This is a genomic window from Paraburkholderia solitsugae (assembly GCF_013177695.1).
GTDB classification, from domain to species: Bacteria; Pseudomonadota; Gammaproteobacteria; order Burkholderiales; family Burkholderiaceae; genus Paraburkholderia; species Paraburkholderia solitsugae.
This window is the reverse complement of record NZ_WOEY01000112.1, coordinates 26263-52334: the sequence shown is the minus strand read 5'-3', so window position 1 is coordinate 52334 and position 26072 is coordinate 26263. Positions and strand designations below refer to the sequence as shown.

Annotated in this window: 21 protein-coding genes; 9 read left to right on the top strand and 12 right to left on the bottom strand. The window is 62.3% G+C overall.

Features of this window, described 5'->3' with window-relative positions; all coding sequences use genetic code 11:
• Positions 1-753: 753 nt before the first annotated feature.
• Genes GNZ12_RS28370 through GNZ12_RS28360 form a run of 3 tightly spaced genes read right to left on the bottom strand, consistent with a single transcriptional unit; the run spans position 754 to position 6291 of the window.
• Positions 754-3804: an efflux RND transporter permease subunit gene (locus tag GNZ12_RS28370; protein WP_172315490.1), complete on the bottom strand. Its 3051-nt coding sequence runs from the start codon at positions 3802-3804 to the stop codon at positions 754-756.
• The gene (locus GNZ12_RS28365) at positions 3801-4934 is read right to left on the bottom strand and encodes an efflux RND transporter periplasmic adaptor subunit (protein ID WP_172315489.1); all 1134 of its coding nucleotides are present in this window, start codon (positions 4932-4934) and stop codon (positions 3801-3803) included. Before GNZ12_RS28365 ends, GNZ12_RS28370 begins: the two co-directional genes overlap by 4 nt.
• On the bottom strand, positions 4924-6291 hold the full coding sequence (locus GNZ12_RS28360) for a TolC family protein (RefSeq protein ID WP_328806083.1): 1368 nt from the start codon (positions 6289-6291) through the stop codon (positions 4924-4926). The genes GNZ12_RS28365 and GNZ12_RS28360 overlap by 11 nt, the downstream gene beginning before the upstream one ends.
• 397 nt (positions 6292-6688) lie before the next feature.
• On the opposite strand from GNZ12_RS28360, the gene GNZ12_RS28355 reads away from it, so the two are divergent.
• Positions 6689-7348: a response regulator gene (locus GNZ12_RS28355; RefSeq protein WP_172315488.1), complete on the top strand. Its 660-nt coding sequence runs from the start codon at positions 6689-6691 to the stop codon at positions 7346-7348.
• Positions 7348-8712 carry an ATP-binding protein gene (locus tag GNZ12_RS28350; protein WP_172315487.1) on the top strand — a complete coding sequence of 455 codons (1365 nt, stop codon included), beginning with the start codon at positions 7348-7350 and terminating at the stop codon, positions 8710-8712. The genes GNZ12_RS28355 and GNZ12_RS28350 overlap by 1 nt, the downstream gene beginning before the upstream one ends.
• Before the next feature lie 988 nt (positions 8713-9700).
• Here the strand turns inward: GNZ12_RS28350 and GNZ12_RS28345 are convergent.
• On the bottom strand, positions 9701-10528 hold the full coding sequence (locus tag GNZ12_RS28345; RefSeq protein WP_172315486.1) for an ABC transporter permease: 828 nt from the start codon (positions 10526-10528) through the stop codon (positions 9701-9703).
• Positions 10529-10593: 65 nt separating this feature from the next.
• The gene (gene nodI, locus GNZ12_RS28340) at positions 10594-11508 is read right to left on the bottom strand and encodes a nodulation factor ABC transporter ATP-binding protein NodI (protein WP_172315485.1); all 915 of its coding nucleotides are present in this window, start codon (positions 11506-11508) and stop codon (positions 10594-10596) included.
• Between the two features lie 265 nt (positions 11509-11773).
• Here nodI and GNZ12_RS28335 point away from each other — a divergent pair, with 265 nt between their 5' ends.
• The gene (locus GNZ12_RS28335; protein ID WP_074284336.1) at positions 11774-12238 is read left to right on the top strand and encodes a universal stress protein; all 465 of its coding nucleotides are present in this window, start codon (positions 11774-11776) and stop codon (positions 12236-12238) included.
• 133 nt (positions 12239-12371) lie between these two features.
• Here GNZ12_RS28335 and GNZ12_RS28330 read toward each other — a convergent pair whose 3' ends face one another.
• From GNZ12_RS28330 to lexA, 3 genes are all read right to left on the bottom strand, one after another.
• On the bottom strand, positions 12372-13016 hold the full coding sequence (locus GNZ12_RS28330; protein WP_172315484.1) for a DUF2939 domain-containing protein: 645 nt from the start codon (positions 13014-13016) through the stop codon (positions 12372-12374).
• Positions 13017-13207: 191 nt separating this feature from the next.
• On the bottom strand, positions 13208-13552 hold the full coding sequence (locus GNZ12_RS28325; RefSeq protein WP_172315483.1) for a hypothetical protein: 345 nt from the start codon (positions 13550-13552) through the stop codon (positions 13208-13210).
• Between the two features lie 57 nt (positions 13553-13609).
• Positions 13610-14260, bottom strand: a complete 651-nt coding sequence (gene lexA, locus GNZ12_RS28320) for a transcriptional repressor LexA (RefSeq protein WP_120348284.1) — start codon at positions 14258-14260, stop codon at positions 13610-13612.
• 315 nt (positions 14261-14575) lie between these two features.
• Here lexA and GNZ12_RS28315 point away from each other — a divergent pair, with 315 nt between their 5' ends.
• The 6 genes from GNZ12_RS28315 (at position 14576) to GNZ12_RS28290 (ending at position 21020) form a co-directional block, all read left to right on the top strand.
• Positions 14576-15625 (top strand): sulfate ABC transporter substrate-binding protein, encoded by a 1050-nt coding sequence (locus GNZ12_RS28315; RefSeq protein ID WP_172315482.1) that lies wholly within the window; start codon positions 14576-14578, stop codon positions 15623-15625.
• Between the two features lie 165 nt (positions 15626-15790).
• Positions 15791-16687 carry a sulfate ABC transporter permease subunit CysT gene (gene cysT / locus GNZ12_RS28310; protein WP_172315481.1) on the top strand — a complete coding sequence of 299 codons (897 nt, stop codon included), beginning with the start codon at positions 15791-15793 and terminating at the stop codon, positions 16685-16687.
• A complete protein-coding gene (gene cysW / locus GNZ12_RS28305) occupies positions 16684-17709 on the top strand; it encodes a sulfate ABC transporter permease subunit CysW (protein WP_172315480.1) in 1026 nt (341 codons plus the stop codon). The genes cysT and cysW overlap by 4 nt, the downstream gene beginning before the upstream one ends.
• Positions 17709-18767, top strand: a complete 1059-nt coding sequence (locus tag GNZ12_RS28300) for a sulfate/molybdate ABC transporter ATP-binding protein (RefSeq protein WP_120291561.1) — start codon at positions 17709-17711, stop codon at positions 18765-18767. The genes cysW and GNZ12_RS28300 overlap by 1 nt, the downstream gene beginning before the upstream one ends.
• Positions 18768-18874: 107 nt before the next feature.
• On the top strand, positions 18875-19801 hold the full coding sequence (locus GNZ12_RS28295) for a CysB family HTH-type transcriptional regulator (protein WP_074284329.1): 927 nt from the start codon (positions 18875-18877) through the stop codon (positions 19799-19801).
• Between the two features lie 175 nt (positions 19802-19976).
• Positions 19977-21020 (top strand): asparaginase, encoded by a 1044-nt coding sequence (locus GNZ12_RS28290; protein WP_172315479.1) that lies wholly within the window; start codon positions 19977-19979, stop codon positions 21018-21020.
• Positions 21021-21179: 159 nt separating this feature from the next.
• Here the strand turns inward: GNZ12_RS28290 and GNZ12_RS28285 are convergent, their stop codons facing one another.
• The 4 genes from GNZ12_RS28285 to gcl form a co-directional block, all read right to left on the bottom strand.
• Positions 21180-21581, bottom strand: a complete 402-nt coding sequence (locus GNZ12_RS28285) for a DUF3597 domain-containing protein (protein WP_172315478.1) — start codon at positions 21579-21581, stop codon at positions 21180-21182.
• Positions 21582-22119: 538 nt separating this feature from the next.
• The gene (locus tag GNZ12_RS28280; RefSeq protein WP_172315477.1) at positions 22120-23028 is read right to left on the bottom strand and encodes a 2-hydroxy-3-oxopropionate reductase; all 909 of its coding nucleotides are present in this window, start codon (positions 23026-23028) and stop codon (positions 22120-22122) included.
• Positions 23029-23085: 57 nt separating this feature from the next.
• The gene (gene hyi / locus GNZ12_RS28275) at positions 23086-23895 is read right to left on the bottom strand and encodes a hydroxypyruvate isomerase (RefSeq protein WP_172315476.1); all 810 of its coding nucleotides are present in this window, start codon (positions 23893-23895) and stop codon (positions 23086-23088) included.
• Positions 23896-24013: 118 nt separating this feature from the next.
• Complete coding sequence (gcl, locus tag GNZ12_RS28270) at positions 24014-25789, bottom strand: glyoxylate carboligase (protein WP_172315475.1); 1776 nt, start codon at positions 25787-25789, stop codon at positions 24014-24016.
• Between the last annotated feature and the right edge of the window lie 283 nt (positions 25790-26072).

Sequence of the window (26072 nt, the reverse complement as noted above, 5' to 3'; positions counted from 1 at the left end):
TGCCCCTGTGCGGGGCGGCACTTACTTTCTTTGCCGCCGCAAAGAAAGATAAGCAAAGAAAGCGGCTCACCCCGCTAATTCTTAAGCGGGTCCCCCGCGCAGTCGCGGTAGTGGTGCATCTGGAATCCGTGCCCTCGCACATTCGGCGTTGGCGACAAAGCGCTCATCAGCTCCCACTCCGCACTGCGTGCGTCGCGGATGGGTCTGCCAGGGAAACCAGGGGCTTCGTTCGGGGGCGGTGGGGGCCATCGGCTTCGCCTCGGCGAAGCGCCTCTGCAATCATGCGCGAACCCCTACTTCGAATGAAATGTCGGCTGCGTGGCAGCTTTAGCCGCAGGCCCCGGCCCCAGTTGCGGTGGCAGATTTGGTCGCGGTGGCGATGCAACGGCGAGCCGCAGCGTTGAGCGAAGCGCGAACACTAAACCGCTGCGGGCGGTTTTAGGAAGTGGGTTTCGGCGCGCGCAGCGCCGCCGGAAGTATGACTGCCTTGTCACTGGCGCCGAATGTGCGAGAACACAGATTCCAGATGCACCACTGCCCCCTCCAAGCCAGGGGACCCGCTTAAGAATTAGCGGTGTGAGCCGCTTTCTTTTGCCTGGCACAGGGGCAACGCTAATAGACCAATAACAAATCAAGGAAAGGCCAACGCCGCAGGCAAACAGACGAACAAGCGCCGAGCAGGCAAACAGATCAAGGAAAGGCCAACGCCGCAGGCATACAGAAACAAACGCCGAGCAGGCAAAAACCCCAATTTTAAATAGCCTGCTTCTTCATCAACACCTTCAACACCACAGGCAAAAGCAACAACACCAACGGCAACTGCACAATCAACCCAGAAATAATGGCAACCGCCAAAGGCTGCTGCATAGCCGCCCCCTGCCCAAGGGCAAACGCAAGCGGCAGCAACGCCAAAATAGCCGCAATAGTCGTCATGGCAATTGGCCGCAACCGATTCCGCCCAGCCGCGATCAGCGCTTCCTCAAACCCAACACCTTCATCCCGAATCAGCCCCTGCAACTCCGATACATAAAATATCGCCACCTCAGTCACGATACCGATAATCATCGTCATCCCCATCATCGCGGAGATATTCAACTCGATACCGGTCATCCACAACCCAATAAACACCGCGCCCGCTGCTAGCAACGGCATCGCCATCACCGCCAGCGCAACGCGGAAGCGCTCGTACAGAAACAGCAGCAACCCAAACACCAGCGCAATCGCGGCACCGAACACGGTCAACAACCCCTTGAAGGCAATCTGTTGTTGCTGGTACAACCCGCCCAACTCGTAATACACACCAGTCGGCAACAAGCTCCTGTCACCCAGCACCTTCTGCACGTCGGCGATCGTCGAGCCCAGATCGCGGCCATCGATTCGTGCCGTCACCGCCACCATCCGCTTGAGGTTGTCACGGCTGATCTCCGGCTGGCCGGTCACCGTCACCTGATCGGCAACACGATTCAGCGCGAACAGATGGCCGTCCGGTGCGCGAATCTGCAACTGCCCCAGTTGCGTATCGGTTAGCTTCAGTGCGCCTGCCACAAGCACCCGTACGCCCACCGTCTTCGGCCCGGTCTGGAACTGCGTCGCAACGTTGCCTTCCACCATGTCGGACACGGCCTGCGCAATCGACTGCGGGTCCATGCCCTCAGCCGCCGCGGCCTCCGGCCGGATGTGCAGTTCGAGCGCGTCGCCTGCGGGGTTGATGCCGTCGTTGACGTCCACCACGCCCTGAATCTTGCCGATCTGCGCGGCCACCTTGCGCGCGGTAGTGGCGAGCGTGTTCTGGTCATCCGAATAGATCTTGATCTGCACCGGTTGCGGCACCGCGGTCAGGTCGCCGATCAGGTCTTCCATCAGTTGCGCGAGCTCGATGCTCTCGCCCGGCACCTGCGTCTCGATCTTCGAACGGATCTCTTCCATCACCGTTTCGATTGGCTCACGGCCGCTCGATTTCAGCCGCACGAAGAAGTCGCCCTTGTTGGGCTCGTTCAGATCGCCGCCGAGACCGGCGCCGGTGCGGCGCGAGTAAGTCGCGACATTCGGATTCGTGCGGATGATGCCTTCGATCTGCTTCATCAACCGGTCGGTTTCCGTCACGGACGTGCCCGGGTCGGTGTGATAGTCGAGCACGAAACCGCCTTCGTCCATGCTCGGCATGAAACCGCTGCCCACCCGCGTGAAGGCGAACGCAGCCACCACGATCAACGGCAGCACGCCGAGCAGCACGAGAATCGGGCGTGCCGTCACGCGCTCGATCAGATAGCCGTAGCGCCGGTTCATCCATGAAGCGAAGCGGGTTTCCTTGTGCTCTTCGGCGTCTTTGGGCTTCAGCCAGCGGTCGCACAGAATCGGCACCGCGAGCCACGTGACGAGAAACGAAATGAACAGGGCGCTTGCCATCGTCACGGAGAGCGCCTTGAAGAACGCGCCCGTCACGCCCGACAGAAACGCGAGCGGCACGAAAATGATCAGCGTGGCCGCCGACGAACCGGCAAGCGGCCGTGTGAATTCGAGCGCCGCCGTCATCACGCGGCCGTGAAACTGGTGCGCGCCGCCTTCGCGCATGCGTCGCACGATGTGTTCGATCATCACGATGGCGTCGTCGATCACGAGCCCGACCGCGGCGGCCATCCCGCCGAGCGTCATGATGTTGAAGCCCATGCCGAACACGTCGAGCAGCAGGATCGTCGCGGCCATCACAACCGGCACCAGCGCGACCGCAATCACGGTGATCTTCCAGTTACGCAGGAAGGCAAACAGCGTGAACGCGGCCAGCACGACGCCGATCATGATCGCGTCGCGCACGCTGGTCGCTGAGGCGATCACCAGTTCGCTCTGGTCGTACCAGTTCGAGAGATGCACGCCCGCCGGCATCTGATGCTGGAAGGCGGCGAGCTTCGCACGGATCGCCTTGGCCATCGCCACGCTGTTCGCGCCTGGCTGCTGGTAGACGTTGAGCAGCACGGCGTCCTGGCCGTCGGCCGTGACGCGCATCCATTGCGGCACGACGCCTTGATGGACTGTCGCGATGTCGCCGAGGCGGATTTGCGTCGCGCCGCTGGCCGACACCACCACGTTGCGCAGTTCGTCGAGTTGCGTGATCGTGGTGTTGGCAATCACGAGGTACAACTTGTCATGATCCTCGATGCGGCCAGCGGCCATCAGCACGTTGCTCGCGCCGATCGCTTTCGACACATCCGGGAGCGAGATCTTGTAGGCGGCGAGGCGCGCCGGATCGATCGCGACTTCAAACTCGTCCTGCGCGCCGCCCGTTACCTCGACGCGCGCCACGCCTTCCACTGACGACAGCAACGGCCGCATCTGGAACTGCGCGAGATCGCGCAGCGCCGACAGCGATTGCTGTTTCGATGTCAGGCTATACGCGAGCACCGGGAACACGGTCGGGTCCATGCGACGGACCTGCATCGAAGTGCCTTGCGGAAGCGTCGCGAGAATCTCGCTGATTGCCGACTGCGCCTGCAACGTGGCTTGCGCCATGTCGGTGCCCCAGTCGAAATTGATCGAGATTTCCGCCGAACCGCGGCTCGTGGTCGATTCGACGTCGCGTACGTTCGGCACGCGCCGCAGTGCTTCTTCGACCGGCATCGTGACGAGCGTGGCCATCTGTTCAGCGGGACGGTCGCCCGCGTCGAGCGAGACAACGGCGCGCGGAAACGCGACGTTCGGGAACAGCGAGATCGGCAGGCGAAACGCGGTCAGTGCGCCCGCGATCGCCAGCAACGCGATCACGAACAGCAGCGAGCGCCGGTGCTTCTGCATCCATTGACCGAAATTCATCGTGGCGCGCCTCCGCTATCGCGCACCGCCATGCCGTCCTTCAACTCATAGTTGCCGCTGACGACGAGGCCTTGTGCGCCGTCGATCGGGCCGTCCACGCCGTAGCGGTCGCCGTTCTCGATCTGCGTGACCACCGCCACGCGGCGCGCCTTGTTTTGCGGCGTGATCTGGAACACGTACGCGCCTTTGTCGTCTTTCAGGACGGCGGCACGCGGCACGACCCAATGCGTGCCGCTGCGCGTCGCGATATCGGCGCTAACTCGCGTGCCCGGAATGAATGCGGTCTGTCCGAGCGGGACGTTCGCGCCGACGTTGACGAGTTGGCTTTGCTGATCGACCGATGCCCCGACCAGCACCACACGGCCATCCACCGCGGCCTTCGCGAGCGTGGTGGACAGGCCGTGCAGCGTGACCGTGTCGCCGGCATGGATAGCGGGGACGTCCGACGGTTCGACGCCGAGCATGACGTTCGCCCGTGCGTCCTTGCCGTTGCCGCTGCCGGTGGTCAGTTGCAGGATCGCGGCACCGGGCTGCACCTGATCGCCCTGTGCCGCCGATATCTGCAAAACCACGCCGTCGATCGGCGCCGCGATGACTTTGTGACCGTTCGCGACACCCGTCTGGTTCTGCGCGGCGAGCGCCTGCTGCGCGTCCTCAACGGCCTTGCGGGCCGTGGCGAGTTGCGATTGCGTGGCGAGCCCTTTGTCGTACAGCGATTGCGTGCGCGCCAGTTCGCCTTGCGCCAGCGTCACGGCGCTTTTCGCCTGGTTGGCGGCGAGCACCGCGGCAGGGTCGGCTTGCACGACAAAAAGCGGCGTGCCGCGCGTCACGCTCTGGCCGGCCTGCACGCGCATCTGCACGATATGCGCGAGGTACGGCAGATTGACCGTGGTCAGATTCGACGCGGATGCCGCGACGATGCCATAGGCGCGGACCGGTTGTGCGATGACGGCGCGCTGCACCTGCACTGTTTGCACCGATACGACGGCTTGGTCGGCCGCATCGTCGCCGGCGGACGCATTGGCCGCACCGGCCGCATGCACGGTGGTGCTCGTGAGCGCGACGCAGGCAAGGGCAATCGCATAAGAGGCGATGCGCGGCCGCCGCGCCGACAGTAGGCTATTTCGCATGAGTTTCGGTGAAGGTCTGAGCGGAGGAAAAGGCGTCGGGGATCGCGCTGCCCAATAGCGCTTGCAGGCCGACGCGTTGTTCGGCGAGCGATTCGCGCAGCGTGGCGACGTCGACACGTTTGGTGAGCGCGGCGCTTTCTGCATCGGTGTAGGCGCCGAGCACGAGGTTGTGCTGCGCGTAGGCCGCGGCCGCGTGCTGCGCGGCGAGGTCGACGTCGGGCAGTGCGGCTTCGGTCTGCTGCAACTGTCGCGCGAGAATCACGCTGTCCGCCCGCAGATGGGCGACATCGGCATACGCCTGGTTCAGGCGTGACTGATATTCGTCGTGCAGGCGCTGACGCGTCGCTTTTTCGATCGCCACGTTGCCTTGATTACGGTTGAAGATGGGCAGGCTCAGATTGATCTGGAAGCCGCTGGTGTAAATGTTCGAGGTGTCTCGCGCCCGCACGAAACCGACCGACAGGCTCGGGAACTGGCTGAGAATCGCAGCGCGGTATTTCTGCTCCTGCGCTTCATAGCCCGCTTGCAGCGCGATCAGGTCCGGACGGCGCTGTGCGAGTTGGGCGAGCGCTGCATCGAGCGTTGCGTCGGGCAGTTCGGTCGTGTCTTCGCTGCCGGTGAGTTTCAGTTGCACGTCAGGCGAGAGGCCGAGCAGCGCGTTCAGATCGTGATGAGTCTGTTCCGCAGCCCGTTCGGCGTCGGTGTATTGCTTGCGTGCGTCGCTGTATGCGGTAAGCGCGGCGGTCAGCGTGTCGTCGGTCAGATTGCCGTCACGGTGCGCTTCGGCCATGCGCTCGTAGCGCGTGCGCGCGAGGTCGCGCTGCTGTTGCAGCAGCGGCAGCGTGTCCTGCTGAAAGTGCGTCTTGATGAACAACTGCCGCGCCTGGGCGACGATCTGCCATTCTTGCCACAGCAGCCCGAGATCGGTCTTGGCCACCGTCGCGTCGGCGGATTGCTTGTTTGCGCTGCGCAGCACGATCGCCATCACGTCGATGCTCAGACCATAATTGAACGCGCGCGTGAAGCCGGCCGCGCCCGGATAATCGCTCGATACGCTCAGTTGCGGGTCGGGCAGCAGTCCGGCTGAATAAGCCTGCGCCCGGGCGATGCCGAGATCGTCGCGGGCCAGCTTCAGGTCGGGATTGTTCGCCACCGCCAGCATCGCGACGTCGTCGATGTCGAACCCGTCGGACGGATCGAAGCGATGCGCGGCCAGTTCGGGTAGCGGCATGGTGGACGGATCGATCTGGATGCGTTCGAGCGAACGGGCCGAGGTTGACGTATCCTGCGGCGCGAGCGGTTCGCGGTGATACCACGTGCACCCGCCTAGCAGCATCGCGCAGAGGGGCACGAGCACGCGCAATCGTGCCGCAGGGTCGGCCGAAAATGCAGACGCGAATCTGGCCGGGAATCTGGCCGCCAAGGTAGCAGCCAACGTCGCCGCTGAGGTGGCCGCTGAGGCCGCCGTCGGCTTCGCCGGTCGCCTCGCTGTCGAGGTAGCCGCTGAAATGGCCGCTGCGGCGGCGTTGAAAACGGGCAAAATCCGGCTCCTGAACAATAGGTGGGACAGCCGCGAGCGGATGTCGCAGAACAGGTGCCGATTCTGATGATGTGGAGCTTAAGGAACGCTTAACGGACATTAAGCGTCCCCTAAGCCTCCCTTCAGCGTCCCCTAAGCGTCCGATAAGGAACGCATAAGGAAGCGTTAAGCTAACGGGCCGGACAATGCGGGCAAACTGGAAAGAGGAGAGGCCATGCGTCTGCTACTGGTCGAAGACGACGACATGATTGCGGAGACGGTATTGGGCGCGATGCGCCGCTCCGGCTACGCGATCGACTGGGCCGAAGATGGCCGCGCGGCGGAACTGTCGCTGGGTAACGGCGTGTACGACCTCGTGCTTCTCGATCTCGGCTTGCCGAAGAAGGACGGCATCGACGTGCTCAATACCTATCGCAAGAGCGGGGGGGCTGCGCCGGTGATCATCCTGACCGCGCGTGACGCGGTCGAGGAGCGGATTCGTGGCCTCGATGCGGGCGCTGACGATTACCTGATCAAACCATTCGACCTCGACGAGCTGGCCGCGCGGGTACGCGCGCTCTTGCGGCGGCGCACCGGGCAGAAGCAACCCATCTATGCGCACGGCGAGCTCACACTCGATCCGGCGGCGCACGAAGTCACCAAAGGCGGGGAAGTGCTGCCGCTCGTGCCGCGCGAGTTCGCGTTGCTGCAGGCGCTGATCGAAGAGCCCACGCGCGTGTTCACCAAGGCTGCGCTGGAAGAGAAGCTATATGGCTGGGGCGAGGAGGTGGGCAGCAACACCATCGAAGTGCACGTGCACAGCTTGCGGCGTAAGATCGGCGCGGAGCAGGTGGTGACCGTGCGCGGCGTGGGCTACCGTTTGAAGAGGTGCTGATGACGTCGATTCGCCGCTGGCTGCTGGGCTGGCTGATTTTCGGGCTGGCCGCGGCCTCGGGCGTGGCCGGGTTCGGCATCTTTCACACCGCGCGCGAAGAAGCGAGCGAACTGTTCGACTACGAGCTGCACACGGTGGCGCTGTCGTTGCCGTCGAATCTGGCTGGTGCGAGCGACGGCGAGCATCGCAATCCTGACCTGGGCGATCTGGCCGATGACCGGGTCGTGATCGAGATCTGGGACCGGTCCGGCAATCTCATCTATCACTCGACGCAGGCGCCGGTATTCTCGCGTTTGCCTGCTGGCTTCGGCACGGTCGAGCGTGGCGAGAGTCACTGGCGTGCATTCGGATTGGAACAGCGAGACCGTTATATCCAGGTTGCGCAGCCGATCTCCGTGCGCGAGGACCTCGCGTTGCAACTGGCGCTGCATACGCTGTGGCCGCTCGGCGTGCTGGTGCCGGTGACGATCGTGCTGGTGCTGCTGGTGGTGGCAAAGGGGCTGGCGCCGATTGGCGGGCTGACGCGCGCACTGTCGACCCGTTCGATCGATTCGCTGGAGCCATTGCGTCTGGACGGCGCCGTGCCGGTCGAAATCAAACCGTTGGTGGAAGCGCTCAACGATCTGCTGCAGCGGCTGAACATTGCGTCGCAGGCGCAGCGTACGTTTATCGCCGATGCCGCGCACGAGTTGCGCTCGCCGCTTGCCGCGCTGAAGCTGCAATTGCAGGCGGCTTCCCGCGATGGCTCGTTAAAGGGCGAGGGGCAAGCGCTCGAGCGCGTCGAGGGGCGAGTCAACCGGATCATTCACCTGGTGCAGCAGTTGTTGACGCTGGCGCGTGAGGATGCGCATCCGGTGACGTCGATGGTGCCGGTGAGTTTGCGCCGGATTGGCGAGCAGGCGGTGGGGGATCTTTCGCTGCTCGCGGAGACGAAGGAGATCGATCTTGGGCTGGAGTGTGAAGACGCTCGGGCGGGCTACGATGCTTATACGGTGCTGGCTGAGCCGCACGGCATGAGTGTTCTGTTGGGGAATCTGATCAACAACGCGATTCGGCATACGCCGCGAGGTGGGCGCGTGGATGTGATTCTGAAGCGTGCTGGCGAGCGGGTGGGGTTTGATGTGGTGGATAGCGGGTCCGGGATACCGGAGGCGGAAATCGAGCGGGTTTTCGATCGGTTTTATCGCGGTGAGGAAGCCCAGGGGGAGGGTAGCGGGCTTGGGTTGGCGATCGTGTCGCGGATCGCCGCGCGGCATCAAATGGGGGTTTCTGTGCGGAATAACGCTGCGCGGGCTGGGTTGTGTGTTTCGGTTTTTGGCCTTGCGGCGTATGAGGTTGTGGGGCCTGTTGTGGTTAAGAGTTGATTTCTTTGCCAGCGCGGCGCTTGTTTCTGTATGCCTGCGGCGTTGGCCTTTCCTTGTTTTCTTATTGGTCTATTAGCGTTGCCCCTGTGCGGGGCGGCACCTACTTCTCTTTGCCGGCGGCAAAGAGAAGTAGGCAAGAGAAAGCGGCTCAAACCGCTAATTCTTAAGCGGGTCCCCCGCGCAGTTGCGGTAGTGGTGCATCTGGAATCCGTGCCCTCGCACATTCGGCCCTGGTGACAAGGCAGTCATACTTCCGGCGCGCGCTGCGCGCGCCGAAGGGCATTTCATAAAACCGTCCGTTGTGTTCTGGTTCCCGCGGTTTGTCACAGAACCGTGGCCGGCAGTCGCATCAACTCTGCCGCTGCCGCTGCCGCTGCCGCTGCCACTGCCACGGTGACGGTGACGCGCCGGCGTTTCATTCGGGCTGTATATTCGCACTTTCATTTGCTAGTGGAACTTGCCCTTTGAATACTTGAGCGCTTCGCCGAGGCGAAGCCGATGGCTCCCACCGAACCCAAACGAAGCCATGGGTTTGCACGATGAACCCTTCCGGCGAGCACGTAGTGCGAGGCGGGAAGCATGACTGCTTTGTCACCCACGCCAAATGTGCGAGGGCACGGATTCCAGATGCACCACTACCGCGACTGTGCGAGGGGCCCGCTTAAGAATTTGCGGTTTGAGCCGCTTTCTCTTGCCTACTTCTCTTTGCGGCCGGCAAAGAGAAGTAGGTGCCGCCCCGCACAGGGGCAACGCTAATAAACCAATAAGAATTCTAGGAAAGGCCAACGCCGCAGGCACACAGACGAACAAGCGCCGCGCAGGTAACCAGCTCAAGAAAAGCCCAACGCCGCAGGCGTACAGACGAACAATCGCCGAGCAAGCTAACAGATCAACGAAAGACCAACGCCGTAGGCAGACAGAAAGCACCACGAAGCAAAAAAACCCTTCACCCGCCACGCGAAAAAAACCTGGCCGAAGGCCCCCACCTCTATTTCATCATCCTGCGCCGAAACAAAACCGCCGAAACCACAAACCCACCCACCGCATAAGCCGCCAGCACGGCAACGTGCAAAACAGCCCCGTCAACAGGCCGCCCAAGCATAGCCGGCCGAATCAGATCGACTGCATGCGCCAAAGGCAACAATTCAGTCACCACCCGCGCCGCAGCGGGCAACTGCGAAATGGGAAAGAACACCCCGGACAACAGCAACATCGGCGTCAACACCAAGGTCTGGTAAAACATAAAGAAGTCATACGACGGCGCGAGCGCCGTCACCACCATCGCGATACTCGCGAATGCGAGCCCCGTTAGCACGATCACCGGCAGCGCCAGCAGCATCGACGGAAAACTCGCATAGCCGAGCGCTCCCGCGACCAGCATGATCGCCGCGCCCGATAGCATCGACTTGCTACCCGCCCAGATCACCTCGCCGAGCACAATGTCGCCGAGCGTCAGCGGCGTATGCATGATCGCCTCCCACGTGCGCTGCACGTGCATGCGCGAAAAGCCCGAATACATCGACTCGAAACTCGCCGACATCATCACGCTCGATGCCACCGTGCCCGCAGCCAGAAACGCGATATACGACACGCCGTCGACGTGCCCGACCATCAGCCCAAGCCCGAAACCCAAGCCGAACAGATAGATCATCGGATCGGCAAGATTTCCGAACATCGAAGCAATTGCGAGCTTCCGCCAGACCAGATAATTGCGGCGCCAAACCGCAATCCAGTTCACGGCATTGGCGGGGAAAGCAGCGAAGGTTTCCTGCTTCAAGGGTGCCTCGCCGTGAGTTTCGTAAGTGCGTGCGTCCATTGCGTATCTCTTGCCGTGTCGTTATAGCTGTGGAGGATTGCGAGCTGAGCCGATGTCGATTCGCGTCAGTCCTGCATCTCACGCCCGGTCAGACGCAGGAACACGTCTTCCAGATTCGCCGGACGATGCAGGTAGCGCAGATCGGCGCGTTGCTTGAGCCGGGCATGCACCGGCTGAGCGTCGTTCACATAGCAGAAGAGCGTCTCGCCACTGATCTCGGTGCGCTCGACAAGCGGCGCCAATTCATCGCGCAAAGCAACCGGATCGGGTCCGAAAATTTCGATCACGTCGCAGCCGATCTCGGATGCGATCAACGCGCTCGGCGCGCCTTCGGCGATCTTGCGTCCTTCCTCGATCACACAGAGGCGATGGCACAGCCGTTCGGCTTCTTCCATGAAGTGCGTGGTCAGCAGGATGGTCTTGCCGCGTGCAAGCAGCGAGCGCAACCGCTCCCAGATCAGATGGCGCGCTTGTGGATCAAGGCCGGTGGTCGGCTCATCCATGATCAGTACGTCGGGGTCGTTGACGAGCGCGCGAGCCAGCGTGAGGCGCCGCTTCATGCCGCCCGACAGTTCGCTCACCCGTGCATCCGCCTTGCTTTCGAGGCGCGCGAATTCGAGCAGCGACGGTACCATCGCGCGGCATTGCGCGGCGCTCAGGCCGAAGTAGCGGCCGAACACCAGCAGGTTTTCGCGGACCGTGAAGTCGGGATCGAGATTGTCGAATTGCGGCACGACGCCGACACGCGCTCGCGCCACGCGCGCGCGGCCGGGAATCGGCTCGCCGCACAGGCGGATCGTGCCGGCATCCGGTGCGGCAATGCCGAGCAGCATCCGCAACGTGGTGGTCTTGCCCGCGCCGTTCGGGCCAAGGAGACCAAAACATTCACCCGCGTTGACATGAAACGACAGTCCATCGACGACCGTCTTCTCGCCGTAACTTTTTTTAACCTGGTGGAATTCAATAGCGGCTTCAGACATGGATCGATCGAGGCTCCGGGAAAAGACGCAAATTGCCGGTAAGGCCGCTCATTCTATGGCATCGGCAGAGAGGTGTTGGTTGCCGCCCGATGCGCCGAACAGCGTTTCTTGCGCTGCGGCAGAGGTTCAAGCGTGACCCAAATTCGCCCTGGACCCAGCACGCACCTGTTTAGGGCGCACTTAGCGTTTTCCATCCCTTGCAACCTGAATTGCGGCGCACCATGATTCATTAAGACCGCGTTCCTCGCGGGATGGGAGAAAAATCATGGCGAGCTACCAAAAAATTCTGTTGTGCTACGACGGCTCGCGCGAAGGCCGCAAAGCGTTACGTTGCGGCGCCGACCTGGCGTTGGATCTGAAGGCGGAAACGCACTTATTGTCAGTGGTGGATATGCGCTCGAGCATTGCGCAAAGCGCGGGCCTGCTGACCGATGTGGCCTGCGGCAGCTTCGAAAAAACAGCCCGCGACATCCTGCAGGAAGGAGTGGACTGGCTCACCGAACGCGGCGTGACCGCGCAAGGGCATTTTGCGTTTGGCCATCCGATCGACGAGATCGCCAACCTCGCCAATGAACTGCATGTCGACCTCGTGGTGGTCGGCCACCGTTGCCGCACCGGTCTGTCAAGATGGTGGATGGGCGCAGGGAATACCCCGCTGCTCGACCGGATCTCGTGCAGCATTCTGGTGGCGTGCTCCTCCGCGCAGGAGCAGCAGCAAGCGGCGGCTTGACGCACGGTGGGGTGGAGGCGCTGACTGGGCTGAATGGGTCACGTGGGCCGAACGGTCGCTCGTTCCGGGAGACCGTGTCGGCCAGACTGTGATTCGCTCAAGTCCGCTCAAGTCAATAACGCTCGCCAGACGATCACTCGTTCAGATTGACTGCGGCCAGCTTCCATGTGAACAAACCCTCGCGCCGCAGGATCGCCGAGTAACGTGCGTCGCCAGCACCATGCTGATAGTTGACGGCGAACTCGTTGAGGCTGCGATAGCCCGCAGTGGTTTGCGGCGGTTGCGGTGGCGCCGCGTTGTTCTCGCTATTAGCTGTGCCGTTGGCCGTATTGCCAGCAGCAGGCGGTGCGGGTTCCGGTGCAGGCGCACCTGCGCCAGGCGGCACCGGCGGCCGTTCGCCCGGATCGCCGCGCGGCGGCATGCCGTTCAGCAATGCCGCCACGCCGTCGGGTGTCGCATAAGCGTCGACCAGCGGACCGATCAAGGCCACGCCAATCATTGCGCCAATCGCCGCGAACGGGTTGCCGTTGCCGTGCGCGTCGAGCCGGCGGGTTAACAAGCCGGTGACCTGCTGCTTCAGGCTCTCGCGCAACGCGGGAAAGTCGACGTATTCATTGACGGTTTGCGCATCACGCGCATCCGCCGCGCGTTTGAGGTTATTCAGCGCCATGTAGGGCGACGCGTAACCAAACCCCAACGCGGCGATCACCGCAATCACAATCAAAGTGACGATCAGCGGCCGCGCGGCACTGCGCTTCGTACGAGTTGAAACTGCCATCGAGTGGGACTCTCTATCAGGTGTGATCTAACGTGGACCGCGGCCACGCGAAAACGATCCCATGCGATGCGATATCCGAGAAGGGAGGGGCGGTCGAGAGGCTTTACGCCGGGCGTCGCACGCCGGGCGTCGCCCCGCGGATGCCGCGCGACGCACAGCAGCTGTGGAATGCAGTCCACGCGCCGTGCAGCTTATGACTCGAACACCGCGCCGTGCACGTTGGCCTCGTCGGCGATACAGCGATCGATCATGCGGCACACGGCGTCTACTGTGCCGACCATGATCAGCCGCGATGGCCCGTGATAGACGCGCACCGGTGCACGACGTGCCGGTTCAGCCGTATTCAGTCCCGAATTCAACGACACGCGAGCAAAAGCCGGCAACGAGGACGGCAGGCTCGATACGCCGGCGGGCGCATCGAACAGCGATGGAGTACTGGCGGAGGACGCCTCGATCAGTGAGCAGGGCACCAGCTTGCGCAGATGGCGCAAACGACCGAACTGGCGAAAAGGCAGCAGGCGGGCAAGGCGTTCCATGAGTCTCTCCAGGCGATTCAACGTTGGGGCAGCTTTGGGTTGGCGCACAAGCAGGGGTTAGAACTCGCCCGGGCGGATCAGCCCGACAGCGATACCCTCGAGTGCGAAGTCCGCACTGCCGGTTTCAACGAAAATGTTGTCGTAATCGGGGTTCTCGGCGATCAGCTCGATACCGTTCGGCCGGCGCTTCAACCGCTTGACCGTCACGTCGTCGCCAAGGCGCGCGATGATGATCTGGCCGTCTTTGGCTTCGCTTTTCTTCTGTACCGCGAGCAGGTCGCCGTCGAAGATGCCCGCGTCGCGCATGGACAGCCCACGCACCTTCAGCAGGTAGTCAGGCTTGCTCGAAAACAGCGCGGGGTCGCACGCGTAGTGCTGCGAGATATGTTCCTGCGCGAGGATCGGGCTACCTGCGGCAACCCGGCCAATCAGCGGCAACGACAGTTGCATGATGCTGGCGTGCGGCAGCGTGAACTGGTACGGCGAATCTTCCGCCCCGCCCAGCAGGCGAATGCCGCGCGATGCGCCGGCCGCCAGTTCGATCACACCCTTGCGAGCTAGTGCGCGCAGATGTTCTTCTGCCGAGTTGGCTGAGCTGAAACCCAGTTCGGCGGCGATCTCCGCACGAGTGGGCGGAAAACCGGTGCGTTCTATAGCCCGGCGGATCAAATCGAAAACCTGCTGCTGTCGTGCGGTAAGTTTGGTCATGGCGCCACTGTATGTATGAACAGGTGACTGTATTTTTATACAGTATTCCGCGCAATTCAAGCTTTACTTTAAGTTCGTGGCCCGGGGTGGCGTTCCAGTGCCGTAAACGGATGCCCCAACCCCCGTTTTCGTGCCGCAACGCCTTATCCGGCCGTCATTACCACTTTTGCGTATTAAAGAATGAAGAAACATTATTTTTAATGATGAAAGCCTTTCGATAGACTGCCCTTCGAGTTGGCGCTCATGTGCACGTGACCGCGACACAGAACAACACCACACGCTGTTTCAGCGGACCACAACGCGGAGAAAGTTGACATGAAACATCACGGCACGGGGCTGGCAGGCAGGACCAAAAAACTTATCGCGGCGCTCGCATTCGGTGCAGCCGGCACGATTGCCGCAGTCGGCGTCGTGGCACAGGCACAGGCAGCCGAGACCACGCTGCTGAACGTGTCGTACGACCCGACACGCGAGCTGTACCAGGACGTCAACCAGGCATTCGGCAAGGAATGGAAGGCGAAAACGGGCGAGACGATCACCTTCAAGCAATCGCACGGCGGTTCGGGTGCGCAAGCGCGCTCGGTACTGGACGGTTTGCAGGCGGACGTCGTGACCCTGGCCCTGGCCTACGACATCGACGCGCTGGCTAACAAGGGTTTGCTCGACAAGAGCTGGCAAAAGCGTTTGCCGGACAACGCCTCGCCGTACACGTCGACGATCGTGTTTCTGGTGCGCAAGGGCAACCCGAAACAGATCAAGGATTGGGACGATCTGATCAAGCCGGGTGTGTCGATCGTCACGCCGAACCCGAAGACGTCGGGTGGCGCGCGCTGGAACTACCTGGCCGCATGGGCCTATGCCGAACATCAGCCCGGCGGCAACGACCAGAAGGCCAAGGAGTTCGTCGGCAAGCTCTATAAGAATGCCGGCGTGCTGGATTCGGGCGCGCGTGGCGCGACCACCAGCTTCGTGCAACGCGGTATCGGCGACGTGCTGATTGCGTGGGAAAACGAAGCGTTTCTCTCGCTGAAGGAATTCGGGCCGGAGAAGTTTGAGATCGTCGTGCCGTCGGTGAGCATTCTGGCCGAGCCGCCGGTTGCGGTGGTGGACAAGGTGGTCGACAAGCACGGCACGCGCAAGCTGGCCGAAGCGTATCTGAACTTCCTGTACAGCGAGCAAGGTCAGGAAATCGCTGCGAAGAACTTCTACCGTCCGCGTTCGAACAAGGTTCCGGCCGAGCTGACCGCGAAGTTTCCGAAGCTGAAGCTGTACACGGTGGACGATTCGTTCGGTGGCTGGGCGAACGCACAGAAGACGCATTTTGCCGACGGCGGCGTGTTCGATTCGATTTACTCGCCGCAGTAACGGGCACTCAGTTGGACGACATGCGCGGTTCGACGCCGCAGTTCGACGCCGCAGTTCGACGCGTTAGTCACACCCGCCAGAAAGCGCGCCCACGGGGCGCGCTTTCTGGCCAGCCAGGCGGCCGGAAAAAGAGCCACCGGCCTCAACCCTGAAAGAGTACTCAGCATGACGACGTTGACCTTCCGAAAACCGAGCGCGTTGCCCGGTTTTGGCCTGACACTCGGCATCACGGTGGCTTATCTGAGCCTCGTGGTGCTGATTCCGCTTGCAGCGACCTTTCTCAAGACCGCCACGCTCAACTGGAGTCAGTTCGTGCACGCGGTGACTTCGCCGCGCGTGCTCGCGTCGTATCGCCTCACGTTTTTCTCGGCCCTCGGCGGCGCGCTGATCAATGCGCTGTTTGGTTTTCTGGTCGCGTGGGTGCTGGTGCGCTATACGTTCCCGTTCAAGCGCATCGTCGATGCGGTGGTCGATCTGCCGTTCGCGCTGCCTACTTCGGTGGCCGGTATCTCGCTCGCGGCGGTGTATGCGGGCAATGGCTGGATCGGGCAGTTTCTCGAACCGCTCGGCCTCAAGATCGCCTTTACCCCGGTGGGTGTGCTGGTCGCGCTGACCTTTATCGGTTTGCCATTTGTCGTACGGACCGTGCAGCCAGTGCTCGAAGAGTTCGAACGCGAGCAGGAAGAGGCCGCCGCGTGCCTCGGCGCCTCGCGCTGGCTGACGTTCCGCCGCGTGGTGCTGCCGGCGGTGTTCCCCGCCTTGTTGACCGGTTTCGCGCTGGCGTTCGCGCGGGCGCTCGGCGAGTACGGTTCGGTGATCTTTATCGCCGGTAACGTGCCGATGAAATCCGAAATCACCTCGTTGCTGATCATTACCAAGCTCGAACAATACGACTACGCCGGTGCCACCGCCATCGCGGTCGTGATGCTGGTGGTGTCGTTCCTGATGCTGTTGTTGATCAATACGCTGCAGTGGTATCTGCAGCGCCGGACGAGTCGTGGCGGCGCAGGCCCGGCGCCTGCCGTTGCGAGCGTGGCGGCGATCGGCGGAGGTGTGCAATGAGCCGCAACACCTCGAATGGCGTGGACGCCGTTGCGGTTGCCGTGGCGCCGCGCGCGCCGCTCAATGTCACGCGCCGGCCCGATCCGGTCACCGAGCCGCCCGTCGTGCGCTGGATTCTGACTGGCATCGCGTTGCTGTTTCTCGCACTGTTTCTCGTCGTGCCGCTCGTCGCCGTGTTCTATCAGGCCTTGGCCAAGGGCATTGGCTTCTATCTGGAATCGCTGGCCGATCCGGATGCGCTGTCGGCCATCAAGCTCACCGTCATCACGGCCGCAATCGCGGTGCCGCTGAATCTCGTGTTCGGCCTCGCTGCGTCATGGTGTATCGCCAAGTTCGACTTCCGCGGCAAGGCGTTGCTGACCACGTTGATCGATCTGCCGTTTTCGGTCTCGCCGGTGATTTCCGGTTTGATCTACGTGCTGATGTTCGGCGCGCAGGGCTGGTTCGGCCCGTGGCTGCAAGACCACGACGTGCAGATCATCTTCGCGGTGCCGGGCATCGTGCTGGCGACGATCTTCGTCACGTTCCCGTTCGTTGCACGGGAACTGATTCCGCTGATGCAGGCGCAAGGCAACGATGAAGAAGAGGCCGCGCACGTGCTCGGCGCATCGGGCTGGCAGATCTTTCGGCGCGTCACGTTGCCGAACGTCAAATGGGGCCTGTTGTACGGCGTGATTCTGTGTAACGCGAGGGCGATGGGCGAGTTCGGCGCGGTGTCGGTGGTGTCCGGCCATATTCGCGGCCAGACCGACACGATGCCGCTGCACGTCGAGATTCTCTATAACGAATACAACTTCTCGGCGGCCTTTGCCGTGGCGTCGGTGCTGGCCTTACTGGCGCTCGTGACGCTCGGTCTGAAACTGCTCGCCGAGCGCCATATGTCGGCGGAACTGTCGGCCGCGCGCGATGTGCCTGCGTATGCAGGGCCTGTCACGCCGACGTCCGCTTCACAATTCGTTTCACAGTCCGTCAATGCAATGCATGTATCGCAGCAACACCCGCTCAAGCAAGGAGAGCTGTAATGGGTATCACCGTTCGTAACCTGCAAAAGCGCTTCGGCGATTTCGTCGCGCTCGATAACGTTTCGCTCGACTTTCCGCCGGGTGAACTGGTTGCGCTGCTCGGGCCGTCGGGTTGTGGCAAGACCACCTTGCTGCGGGTGATCGCCGGCCTCGAATACGCGGACGGCGGCCAGGTTGTGCTGCAAGGGCAGGACGTCGCAACGGTCGGCGCGCGTGAACGGGAAGTCGGTTTTGTGTTCCAGCATTACGCGCTGTTCCGTCATATGACGGTGTTCGAGAACGTCGCGTTCGGCTTGCGTGTGAAGCCCCGCAAGGAGCGGCCTTCGGAAGCGGTGATTCGCGAGAAGGTGCATGAACTGCTGAAGCTCGTGCAACTCGACTGGCTCGCGCAACGCTATCCCTCGGAATTGTCGGGTGGTCAGCGGCAGCGGATTGCCTTGGCGCGCGCGTTGGCTGTCGAACCGAAGGTGCTGCTGCTCGACGAGCCGTTCGGCGCGCTGGATGCGAAGGTGCGCAAGGAGTTGCGCAGCTGGCTGCGTCGTTTGCATGACGATCTGCATATCTCGACGATTTTCGTTACGCACGATCAGGAAGAAGCGCTCGAAGTGGCCGATCGTATCGTCGTGTTGAATCGCGGGCATGTGGAGCAGGTGGGCAGTCCGCAGGACGTGTACGATCATCCGCAAACCTCGTTCGTCTATGAGTTCCTCGGTGCGGCGAACCGTCTGCATGGCAAGGTGGATGCGAGCGGCTTCGTGGTCGACGGCGCAGCGCTGCCGGTCGCGATCAAGGCTGATTTCAGCGGGCCGGCGTTCGCCTATGTGCGTCCGCACGATCTGCAGCTGTACCCGCAAGCGTCTGGCCACCGCGAAGGCATTGTGGTCGATGTGCGGCGTGTGGTGACGCTCGGCGGCTCGGTGCGTGTGGAACTGGCGGGCCGCGAGGGCAATGTGCTCGAAGCGGAACTCGATCGCGAATCGTGGCGCGATCTGCAACTGGCGATCGGCGATGGTGTGACGGCGGTGCCGCGCGCGTTGCGCGTTTTTCCGGCGCAATGAATAGGGTTACAGGCGATGGCACAAGCCGCGCCACAAGTAGTGCAACAAAACTCGGTGTTTCAATCAAACTCTAATAACTCAACTCTGGCAGAACCGGAGACATACAGATGAACTTCCAGCAATTGCGCTTCGTGCGCGAGGCCGTGCGTCAGAACATGAATCTGACTGAGGTGGCAAACGTGTTGTACACGTCGCAGTCGGGCGTATCGAAACAGATCAAGGATCTGGAGGACGAACTCGGCGTCGATATTTTCATCCGGCGCGGCAAGCGTCTGACGGGTCTCACCGAGCCGGGCAAGGCGGTGCATCAGCTGATCGAGCGGATGTTGCTCGACGCGGAGAATCTGCGCCGCGTCGCGCGTCAATACGCGGATCAGGACAGCGGCCACCTCGTCGTGGCGACAACTCATACGCAAGCGCGTTACGCGCTGCCGAAGGTGATTCGTCAATTCACCGAGGTGTTCCCGAAGGTGCATCTGGCGTTGCGCCAGGGCAGCCCGCAACAGATCGCGCAGATGATCATCAACGGCGAAGCTGACATCGGCATTTCGACGGAGGCGCTCGACCGCTTCCCGGATATCGTCACGTTCCCGTGCTATTCGTGGCATCACATCGTGGTCGTACCCAAGGGCCATCCGCTGGTTGGGCGCGAGAATCTGACGCTCGATGAGATCGCCGAATTCCCGATCGTCACGTACGATCAGGACTTCACCGGCCGCTCGCACATCGACCAGGCGTTCGCGAAAGCGGGCGCGTTGCCCGACGTCGTGTTGACCGCAATCGATGCCGACGTGATCAAGACTTACGTCGAACTCGGCATGGGTATCGGCGTGGTCGCGGCCATGGCCTACGATCCGAAGCGCGACACGGAACTGGTTGCGCTCGATACGCAGCATCTGTTCGAGGCGAGCACGACGCGGGTCGGCTTGCGCAAGGGCGCGTTCCTGCGCGCGTACGCGTACCGGCTGATCGAAATGTTCGCGCCGCAGTTGAACGAAGCGGAAATCGCGGCACAGTTGCGCGAGGCGGTTTGAGGCCGGGCCGGACCATCGCGGGTCGGCTCGATCCACGGGTGCATTCACCCGTGGGGCCGAGCGGCGCGCCGGCGGACCTGAATCCGCCGTTTGAACGTAGAGGCGACCTCAAAACGAACGGGAATCCATTTTTTCACGCATGGCGGCGCGCGGCGCATCGCTTACAATCGGCGCCATGAATACTTCGACTTCTTCTTCCGCGACGCCTTCTAACGAAGGCGCAACGCCCCAGTTGCCGCGCATCGCCGTGCTGGCAACCGGCGGCACGATCGCCGGGGCGGCTGCGGACGCCACCAACACGTCCGGCTACCAGGCAGGTGTGGTCGGCGTCGATCAATTGCTCGCCGTGGTGCCGGCTTTGTCCACGGTCGCGCGGATCGCGCCCGAACAGATTGCGAGCGTCGACAGCAAAGACATGGCGATGCCGCTGTGGACCACGCTCGCGCAACGCATCAACACGCTGCTGGCCACTGATGACGTCGACGGCGTGGTGGTCACGCATGGCACCGACACACTCGAAGAAACAGCTTATCTGCTGCATCTGACGATCAAGTCGGACAAGCCGGTCGTGCTAACGGCGGCAATGCGCCCGGCATCGGCGTTGTCCGCCGATGGTCCGTTGAATCTGCTGAATGCCGTGACGGTTGCGGCGAACGTGGGCTCACGCGGGCAGGGCGTGCTGGTGGCCTTCAACAACAAGATTCACAGCGCACGCGACGTGGTCAAGACGAGCACGTATGCCGTCGATGCCTTCCAGTCTCCGGAGATCGGTGCGCTCGGCTGGGTGCAGGACGGCCGCGTCGAATTCCAGCGCAGCGTGGTGCGCCCGCATACGCTCGCGACCGAATTCGTGATCGGTGCGAAGTGGCCGCATGTGGAGGTTGTCGTGAGCCATGCAGGCGTCTCGCGGATCGCCGTGGATGCCGTGGTGGCAGCGGGCGTGCGCGGCATTGTGGTGGCGGGCACGGGCAATGGCTCGATCCACGCGACCATGCAACAGGCATTGGCCGACGCAGCCTCGCAAGGTGTGGCGGTGGTGCGTTCGTCGCGCGTGGGCTCAGGCCACGTCATGCGCAACGGCGCGGCTGCGGACGATGCACTCGGCTTTATCAGCGCGGGCTCGCTGAATCCGTACAAGGCGCGGGTTCTGCTGATGCTCGCACTGGCCGCGGGCGGTACAGGGCCGGTTGCGTTGCAGAAGACTTTCGATACGTACTGATTGATTGAGCGCGGGCAGCCCGGTTCAAAGTCAGAACCGTGTCCCACACATGAAGCTTAAATGACAACGCGGCGCCCAGGTCATCGACCCGAGCGCCGCGTTGTCGTTTCAGCTTAAGGTTTATCGCTGTCGGCGGAACCAGGCTACGCCGACAAGCAGTTAGGCCGCCAGATCCGGAGGCAACTTCCCGCCGTTCGCCGCCAGCGCTTGCATCACCTGTTTGTGCAGCCAGATGTTCATGCTTGCCGAATCGTTCGTGTCGCCGTCGTACTTCAGTTCCTGTGCGAGTTGCTTGCGATGCTCGAGGCTGCTGTCGACGCCGAGCGCTTTCAGCGTGTCGACGATCGACGTGCGCCAGTTCAACGTTTGCCCGCTCTCACTCACGAACTGGTCCATGACGGCAGCGACGTCGACGTCGGCCAGCGGCGCGGGCGCCGGTGCAGCGTCCGGAGCAGCAGCTTGTGCCGCTGCCGGATCCGGTGTCGGCTCAACCGCAGGCGCAGGCTGGTCGGGCTTCGCTTTGCCGAAGAGCTTGTTTACGATGTCACCAAAGATGCTCATTCTGAATCCTTTGCAGATGGGTTACCGGCGCAAGCACATTCCGCTCACGGGTTGAACTCTGGTTGCGAATCGGGCGAATGAAACAGAGCACATGTGCTGCGATGATTGGCAAGCCGCACGTGAACGCTGATACGCCAGCAACCAGACTCAACGAGTGTAGGAGAAAAGCGCGGAGGGATGTGTCAAAAAAGGTCGTGCTGCGGGCGCGGAGTTGCAAGCAAATGCAAGCGGACTTGCGAGCACACCTGCACAGAGAGGTGCTGGCAGGCGGCGTGCATGATGCAGCCGCTGCGAGAGATTGGCGGAAAACGCATAAATTTGAAATCCGACAGCCGGACACCCGACGACGACGTCTGACCGACCAAGGCTTCCCCGGCGCCGCCGGGTGCCGCTGCGGACCCCACTTGCCGCTCTCAGCCCAGAGCGGCACGATTTGCCCGTTCCGCCATGCATGCCGCACGACGAACCGGGCGCCCCACCTGCGGTTGCCAGGACGGTCACGTTGAAATCGCAACCGTCACGGCAACCTTGTTCCTGCTTAAGCCGCCTTGGCGTCGCTACCCGGCGCTTGCGCGACTTCGTAGTTCGCCATGATTTCCAGTGCACGGACCATTGCCGAGTGGTCCCATGCCTTGCCGCCGTTCGCTGCGCACACGCTGAACAGTTGTTGCGCGCTCGCCGTGTGCGGCAGAGCGATGCCGAGCTTGCGTGCGCCGTCCAGTGCGAGGTTCAGATCCTTCTGGTGCAGTTCGATGCGGAAGCCCGGATCGAACTTGCGCTTGGTCATGCGCTCGCCATGCACTTCGAGGATGCGCGACGAAGCGAAGCCACCCATCAATGCCTTACGCACGCGCTCCGGATCGGCGCCCGAGCGCGAAGCGAACAGCAGGGCTTCAGCCACCGCTTCGATGTTCAGCGCGACGATGATCTGGTTCGCGACCTTGCAGGTTTGACCCGCGCCGTTGTCGCCGATCAGCGAGATGTTCTTGCCCATCAGTTCGAACAGCGGCTTGGCCAATGCGAAAGCCTTTTCCGGACCACCGACCATGATCGTCAGCGACGCTTCACGCGCGCCGACTTCGCCACCGGATACCGGCGCATCGAGGTAGTCGGCGCCGAGTGCGTTGATCTTCTTCGCGAAGGCTTGCGTGTCGAGCGGCGAGATCGAGCTCATGTCGATCACCAGCTTGCCCTGCGTGAGGCCGGCGGCGACGCCGTCGTCGGCGAACAGCACGTTGGCGACGTCAGGCGTGTCCGGCACCATGATGATGACGATGTCGGCGGCTTGTGCCACAGCGGTCGAATTGGCGACGACGGTGGTCGTCTTGCTCAGATCTTCCGGCACCGGGTACGCGCCATTCACGAACAGCGTGTGACCGCCCTTGATGAGGTTGCGCGCCATGTGCGCGCCCATGATGCCGAGGCCGATGAAACCGATCTTTGCCATGTGTCTAAATCTCCAGTGTTGTTTGGGGAGGTGTGCCTGATGTGATCAATGGGTCGATCAGGCAGCGGCGTGGGCTGCGCCGCGGGATTGCCCGGCCAAGCTCTGCACCCAGCCGAGGCCGGCGGCAGTGGTCGTGCGCGGCTTGTATTCGCAACCGACGTAGCCTTCGTAGCCGAGCGAATCGAGCAGGTCGAACAGGAACGGGTAGTTGATTTCACCGGTGCCCGGTTCGTTGCGGCCCGGGTTGTCGGCGAGCTGGATGTGCGCGATCTGCGGCAGGTTCTTCTTGATGGTCGCCGCGAGTTCGCCTTCCATCCGCTGCATGTGATAGATGTCGTATTGCAGGAACAGATTGTCCGAACCCACCGCGCGAATCACGTCGAGGCCTTCGCCCGAACGGTTCAGCGCGAAGCCGGGGATGTCGTACGAATTGCACGGCTCGACCAGCAGCTTGATGCCGGCTTTTTTCAGTTCGCCCGCGGCGAAGCGCAGGTTGTCGACGATCGTCGAGCGCGCCTTGTCCGCATCGACGCCCGCCGTCGGAATGCCGACGAGGCAGTTCAATTGCGGCACTTTCAGGGCGGTTGCGTATTCGATCGCGCGGCCAACCCCTTCCTGAAATTCGCCCACGCGATCCGGCAGGCACGCGATGCCGCGTTCACCTGCTTCCCAGTTGCCCGCGGGCAAGTTGTGCAGCACGAGCTTGAGACGGTTCTGCTGCAGACGTTCGCTCAATTCAGCGATCTGATACGGATACGGAAACAGGAATTCGACGGCGTTGAAGCCCGCGTCCGCTGCTGCCGCAAAGCGGTCGAGGAACGGGACTTCGTTGAACAGCATGGTGAGATTCGCTGCAAATTTCGGCATGGTGCTTGTGTCTCGCTGGTCGGTCAGTGGAATAACTTCATGAGCGCGGCTCAGTGATGCCGAGCCGCGCTCATGTGATGCTCATCGTGTCAAAGCGCGTGTCAACGCGTCAGGACGCTCAGTCGAGCATGCTGATTGCCGTCGGCGCGTCCTGGCGCTTTTCGGCCAGGTCTTCGAACTCGTTGATCGCGTCGATCTCGGTGCCCATCGAAATGTTGGTCACACGTTCGAGGATCACTTCGACAATCACAGGCACGTTGAACTCGGAGAGCATCGATTGCGCTTTCAGCAGGGCCGGCTTGAGTTCTTCCGGCTTGAACACACGGATCGCCTTGCAACCCAGACCTTCAGCAACCGCGATGTGGTCCACGCCGTAACCGTTCATTTCCGGCGCGTTGATGTTCTCGAAGCCGAGCTGCACGCAGAAGTCCATATCGAACGCGCGCTGTGCCTGACGGATCAAACCGAGGTACGAGTTGTTCACCACGACGTGGATGTACGGCAGCTTGAATTGCGCGCCGGCTGCCAGTTCTTCGATCATGAACTGGAAGTCGTAGTCGCCCGAGAGTGCGACGATCGGACGTTGCGGGTCTGCTGCACGCACACCGAGCGCTGCCGGAATCGTCCAGCCGAGCGGGCCTGCCTGGCCGCAGTTGATCCAGTTGCGTGCCTTGTAGACGTGCAGGAATTGCGCGCCGGCGATCTGCGACAAACCGATCGTGCTCACGTAGCACGTATCGCGGCCGAACACCTGGTTCATCTCTTCGTACACGCGCTGCGGCTTCATCGGCACGTTGTCGAAGTGCGTCTTGCGCAGCATCGTCTTCTTGCGTTGCTGGCAATCGGCGACCCATGCGCTGCGGTCCTTCAGCTTGCCGGCGGCCTTCCATTCCTTCGCCACTTCAACGAACAGTTCGAGCGCGGCTTTCGCGTCCGACACGATGCCGAGGTCCGGGCCGAACACGCGGCCGATCTGCGTCGGCTCGATGTCCACGTGCACGAACTTACGGCCCTTGGTATAAACCTCGACGCTACCCGTGTGACGGTTCGCCCAGCGGTTGCCGATGCCGAGCGCGAAGTCGGAGGCGAGCATCGTCGCATTGCCGTAGCGGTGCGAGGTCTGCAAGCCGACCATGCCGGCCATCAGCGGATGGTCGTCGGGAATCGCGCCCCACGACATCAGCGTCGGGATCACCGGCACGCCGACGGTTTCGGCGAATTCGACCAGCAGGTCTTCAGCGGCTGCGTTGAGCACACCGCCACCCGACACGATCAACGGCTTTTCAGCGTCGTTGAGCATCTTCAGCGCGGCTTCGATCTGTTTACGTGTCGCTTTCGGCTTGTAGACCGGCAGCGGCTCGTACGTGTCGATGTCGAATTCGATTTCGGCGAGCTGCACGTCGATCGGCAGGTCGACCAGCACCGGACCCGGACGGCCCGAGCGCATCAGGTGGAACGCCTGCTGGAACACGCGCGGCACCAGCGCCGGCTCACGCACGGTGACGGCCCACTTGGTGACGGGCTTGGCGATCGATTCGATATCGACGGCCTGGAAGTCTTCCTTGTACAGACGCGCACGCGGTGCCTGGCCCGTGATAGCCAGAATAGGAATCGAGTCGGCCTGAGCGGAGTACAAACCGGTGATCATGTCGGTACCGGCAGGGCCCGACGTGCCGATACACACGCCGATGTTGCCCGGCTTGGCGCGCGTATAGCCTTCGGCCATGTGCGACGCGCCTTCAACGTGACGTGCCAGCACGTGGCTGATGTTGCCTGCCTTTTGCATGGCCGAGTAGAACGGGTTGATTGCTGCGCCCGGAACACCGAATGCGGTGTCGATGCCTTCTTTTTCGAGCACCAGCACGGCTGCGTCGACGGCTCTCATCTTGGCCATGAATGTCTCCTGAATGTTTTGGGTGGGCGAATAGGTGGGGTAACGAATTCGCTGACGGATGTGCAAACCAAAAGGTGTTGATCGAACTGTAGGCTTCACCTAAAGGTTTGATAAGATCAGTCCGGGTCGCTTATTTCGAAACAAAAAGTATGGAATGGCGTCTGGCTTACCTGTCCGGATGGGCGGGTGCGGCGCGTGGCGCTTGGGGCGCGGCGAGCAGCGGGCGGCCGGCGCTATGAAGCCGGCGGCGGGAAGCGCTGAACCCCGAGCCGTTGGCCTCGGG

Coding starts and splice junctions, on each gene's coding strand:
- GNZ12_RS28330 (WP_172315484.1), bottom strand. CDS start 13,016: ATGGCAGTTTCAACTCGTACGAAGCGCAGTGCCGCGCGGCCGCTGATC.
- lexA (WP_120348284.1), bottom strand. CDS start 14,260: ATGACCAAACTTACCGCACGACAGCAGCAGGTTTTCGATTTGATCCGC.
- nodI (WP_172315485.1), bottom strand. CDS start 11,508: ATGTCTGAAGCCGCTATTGAATTCCACCAGGTTAAAAAAAGTTACGGC.
- GNZ12_RS28370 (WP_172315490.1), bottom strand. CDS start 3,804: ATGAATTTCGGTCAATGGATGCAGAAGCACCGGCGCTCGCTGCTGTTC.
- GNZ12_RS28365 (WP_172315489.1), bottom strand. CDS start 4,934: ATGCGAAATAGCCTACTGTCGGCGCGGCGGCCGCGCATCGCCTCTTAT.
- GNZ12_RS28355 (WP_172315488.1), top strand. CDS start 6,689: ATGCGTCTGCTACTGGTCGAAGACGACGACATGATTGCGGAGACGGTA.
- GNZ12_RS28290 (WP_172315479.1), top strand. CDS start 19,977: ATGAATACTTCGACTTCTTCTTCCGCGACGCCTTCTAACGAAGGCGCA.
- cysT (WP_172315481.1), top strand. CDS start 15,791: ATGACGACGTTGACCTTCCGAAAACCGAGCGCGTTGCCCGGTTTTGGC.
- hyi (WP_172315476.1), bottom strand. CDS start 23,895: ATGCCGAAATTTGCAGCGAATCTCACCATGCTGTTCAACGAAGTCCCG.
- GNZ12_RS28295 (WP_074284329.1), top strand. CDS start 18,875: ATGAACTTCCAGCAATTGCGCTTCGTGCGCGAGGCCGTGCGTCAGAAC.
- GNZ12_RS28315 (WP_172315482.1), top strand. CDS start 14,576: ATGAAACATCACGGCACGGGGCTGGCAGGCAGGACCAAAAAACTTATC.
- GNZ12_RS28350 (WP_172315487.1), top strand. CDS start 7,348: ATGACGTCGATTCGCCGCTGGCTGCTGGGCTGGCTGATTTTCGGGCTG.
- GNZ12_RS28325 (WP_172315483.1), bottom strand. CDS start 13,552: ATGGAACGCCTTGCCCGCCTGCTGCCTTTTCGCCAGTTCGGTCGTTTG.
- GNZ12_RS28300 (WP_120291561.1), top strand. CDS start 17,709: ATGGGTATCACCGTTCGTAACCTGCAAAAGCGCTTCGGCGATTTCGTC.
- GNZ12_RS28285 (WP_172315478.1), bottom strand. CDS start 21,581: ATGAGCATCTTTGGTGACATCGTAAACAAGCTCTTCGGCAAAGCGAAG.
- GNZ12_RS28335 (WP_074284336.1), top strand. CDS start 11,774: ATGGCGAGCTACCAAAAAATTCTGTTGTGCTACGACGGCTCGCGCGAA.
- cysW (WP_172315480.1), top strand. CDS start 16,684: ATGAGCCGCAACACCTCGAATGGCGTGGACGCCGTTGCGGTTGCCGTG.
- GNZ12_RS28345 (WP_172315486.1), bottom strand. CDS start 10,528: ATGGACGCACGCACTTACGAAACTCACGGCGAGGCACCCTTGAAGCAG.
- gcl (WP_172315475.1), bottom strand. CDS start 25,789: ATGGCCAAGATGAGAGCCGTCGACGCAGCCGTGCTGGTGCTCGAAAAA.
- GNZ12_RS28280 (WP_172315477.1), bottom strand. CDS start 23,028: ATGGCAAAGATCGGTTTCATCGGCCTCGGCATCATGGGCGCGCACATG.